The organism is Microbacterium sp. BF1, from assembly GCF_019279095.1.
GTDB lineage: Bacteria > Actinomycetota > Actinomycetes > Actinomycetales > Microbacteriaceae > Microbacterium > Microbacterium maritypicum.
Genome location: NZ_JAGYWT010000294.1, coordinates 1 through 3,084 on the forward strand (window position 1 = coordinate 1; position 3,084 = coordinate 3,084).

General features: G+C 68.5%; 5 protein-coding genes. 4 read left to right on the forward strand and 1 reads right to left on the reverse strand.

The genetic code is table 11. The features are described from left to right. The coding region (locus tag KZA10_RS10770; RefSeq protein ID WP_256934717.1) for a sulfurtransferase at nucleotides 1-267 on the forward strand (267 nt) is incomplete at its 5' end. 19 nt (nucleotides 268-286) lie between these two features. Continuing rightward, nucleotides 287-718 (forward strand): SufE family protein, encoded by a 432-nt coding sequence (locus tag KZA10_RS10775; protein ID WP_055867962.1) that lies wholly within the window; start codon nucleotides 287-289, stop codon nucleotides 716-718. On the opposite strand, the gene KZA10_RS10780 is transcribed toward KZA10_RS10775, so the two are convergent. After that, on the reverse strand, nucleotides 702-1,856 hold the full coding sequence (locus KZA10_RS10780) for a S9 family peptidase (RefSeq protein WP_218682881.1): 1,155 nt from the start codon (nucleotides 1,854-1,856) through the stop codon (nucleotides 702-704). The two genes, KZA10_RS10775 and KZA10_RS10780, sit on opposite strands and share 17 nt — an antisense overlap. A 25-nt stretch (nucleotides 1,857-1,881) precedes the next feature. Between KZA10_RS10780 and KZA10_RS10785 the strand changes: the two genes are divergently transcribed. Both KZA10_RS10785 and KZA10_RS10790 read left to right on the forward strand, forming a co-directional pair. Beyond that, nucleotides 1,882-2,463 carry a DUF3000 domain-containing protein gene (locus tag KZA10_RS10785; RefSeq protein ID WP_055867949.1) on the forward strand — a complete coding sequence of 194 codons (582 nt, stop codon included), beginning with the start codon at nucleotides 1,882-1,884 and terminating at the stop codon, nucleotides 2,461-2,463. Beyond that, nucleotides 2,456-3,084: ribonuclease D (locus KZA10_RS10790; protein ID WP_218682882.1), on the forward strand; the 629-nt coding region annotated here is incomplete at its 3' end. The genes KZA10_RS10785 and KZA10_RS10790, both read left to right, overlap by 8 nt.

Here is a 3,084-nt window from a genome sequence, read left to right on the forward strand (position 1 = left end):
GTGCCGTGGGCCAATGCGGTCGCCGAGGACGGCGGCTTCCGCAGCCGTGCCGAGCTCGACGCGATCTACCGCGACGGGGCCGGGCTGAAGGACGGGGACGATGTCGTCGCCTACTGCCGCATCGGGGAGCGCTCGAGCCACACCTGGTTCGTACTCACCCACCTTCTGGGCTTCGAGAACGTGCGCAACTACGACGGGTCCTGGACCGAGTGGGGCAGCGCGGTGCGTGTGCCGATCGTCACCGGCTCAGAGCCCGGCACGCTCTGAACATGTGACAATGACAGGGATGACCACAAGCGACGTTCCTGACGCCCTCGCCGAGATCCGCGACGGTTTCCTGGAAACCCCCGAGTCCGATCGTCTTCTCCTGCTGCTCGAGTTCTCCGACGAGCTCCCTGACGTGTCCGACGAGGTCGCGGCCCACCCGGAGATGTACGAGCGCGTCGCTGAGTGCCAGTCGCCGGTATACATCCACGTCGAGGTGAACGACGACATCGTGACCATGCACGCCACGGCGCCGCCCGAGGCTCCGACCACCCGCGGTTTCGCGAGCATCCTGGTACAGGGCCTCACCGGCCTGACCGCCGACGAGGTGCTCGCGATCCCGAACGACTATCCGCAGTCGATCGGGCTCACCAAGGCGGTGTCGCCTCTGCGCATCGGAGGCATGACCGGGATGCTGATGCGGGCGAAGAACCAGGTCACGCAGAAGCGCTGAAGCCCTGGGCGTCGAGCCAGTCGGTGATCGCGGTGGTCCAGCCCGTCTGGTCGTAGTTCCAGAGCTTGGTGTGGCGCGCGACCGTGAATCTGGGCATCGTCACGAGATCCGGACGCGCCTCCTGCAACGCATGCGAAGAGTCGGCAGGGACGAAGCCGTCGTCGTCGCTGTGCAGGATCAGGATGGGCGCTGTCAGCTCGTCGGCGCGGGCGACCATGTCCAGGCGATCGAACGCGATCGGCTCGTCGGCTCCGCTGAGGCGCGCGGTGAGCGGCATCTGGAGCGCACCCATGGCGAGTTCGGGCAGCGGTGCCCGAACTCCGGCCATCTTCGCCTGGAATCGCAGCACGGTGCGCCAGTCGACGACGGGAGATTCGAGGATGATCCCGGCGATGCGATCGCGGTGCTCCGACGTCACCGCAGCCTGCAGCGAGACCGCTCCCCCCATCGACCACCCCATCAGGATGACCTGTTCGGCGCCGTGTCGGAGTGCGTAGGCGATCGCGGCATCCACGTCACGCCATTCCGAGGCTCCGAGGGCGTAGGCGCCCGCCCTGGTGCGGGGGGCCTCGCCGTCGTTGCGGTAGGAGACGACGAGGTTGGGCAGGCCCGCGGCAGAGAGCACCGGAACGGCCCGCAGGCACTCGGCGCGCGTCGCCCCGCGTCCGTGGACCTGGATCACCCAGGTCGAGGACGACGCCGGGAAGTACCAGGCAGGGCACGGACCGGCCGGGGTGCCGATCAGCAGGTTCTCCCAGCGCAGGTGGAGCTCGCTCGGGGATGAGTAGTAGTAGCCGCTGAAGGCCGCGGCACGATCGACGCGGGCGCCGGGCTCGATCTGCGTGAGGAGCTTGCGGCGAACAGTCGAGCCGTCTGCGCTGAGGACGGCACCGAGCTTCACATAGCCGTAGGTTCCGGTCGTGAACAGGCCGTACCGTCCGGGGAGCTCGGTGTCGAGGGTGCGCTGCAACTCGATGGTCTGCGCACCGGTGTCGACGGCGAGGATCTCGGTGTCGGTGGCACGACGCATGGGAGTGACGACCCGACGGGCGACGGCGAACACGACGAGAGCGAGCGCCGCCCCGAAAGCGAACAGGGCAGGGACAAGGAGCGTAACGGCGTGCCTGAGACTCTTCATCGCTTCCTGACTCTAGCCTGTTGCCGTGACCGCACACCCCGAGGCCGGGACGCCTTTCGAGAGCGCCGTGGCCGAACTGCGCGAGACCGAGTTCCGTGATGACATCACGGTGCGCGAGATCGCCACCCCGCAGGGCCTCGCGCCCTTCGCCATCGCCCTCGCCGCCGACGTGCGCCCGGAGGGTGACGGCGAGTCGGTGTACGGCACCGGTCGGTTCGTCCTGCTGCACGATCCCGAAGAGCCCGGCGCGTGGGGAGGCTCGTGGCGCATCGTGCTGTTCGCCCAGGCGCCGTTGGAGACGGAGATCGGCACCGACCCGCTTCTCGCCGACGTGACCTGGTCGTGGCTGGTCGACGCGCTCGACTCCCGCGACGCGATCTATCACTCGGAGTCGGGCACCTCGACCAAGACGCTCTCGAAGGGATTCGGTGGGCTCGCCATCGAAGGAGACGGCGCCCAGATAGAATTGCGGGCGTCCTGGACTCCGGAGGGCCCGTTCCGACCGCACGTCGAAGCATGGGCCGAACTGGTCGGAATGCTGGCGGGGCTTCCGCCCGGCTCCGAGGGCATCGCCGTGATCGGCGCGCGAAAGGCTGTACGTGACTGAATACTCCGTGATCTCGGATGTCGAGGAGTTCCGCGCAGCCTGCGCCGTGCTCGCCGCAGGAACCGGCCCCGTGGCCGTGGACGTGGAGCGGGCATCCGGTTTCCGGTACTCGCAGCGCGCCTATCTGGTGCAGGTGTTCCGCCGCGACGCAGGAGTCTTCCTGTTCGACCCGCCGGCCATCGGCGACTTCGCACCTCTGCAGGATGCGATCGGAGACGTGGAATGGGTGCTGCACGCCGCGAGCCAGGATCTGCCTTCACTCCGGGAGCTGCACCTCGAGCCGCCGGTGATCTTCGACACCGAGCTGGCATCGCGCCTCCTGGGGCATGAACGCGTCGGACTCGGTGCCGTCGTCGAGGACACCCTGGGCATCACGCTCAAGAAGGAGCACTCCGCGGCCGACTGGTCGACGCGGCCGCTGCCGGACTCCTGGCTCGAGTACGCCGCCCTCGATGTTCTGCACCTGATCGACGTGCGTGACGTGCTGGTGCTCGAGCTCGAGGAGCAGGGGAAGACGGAGTTCGCCGCGCAGGAGTTCGCCGCCACGCTCGCTCGCGCTCCCAAACCACCGCGCGAGGACCCCTGGCGCCGGCTCAGCGGCCTGCACCAGGTGCGCGGGGC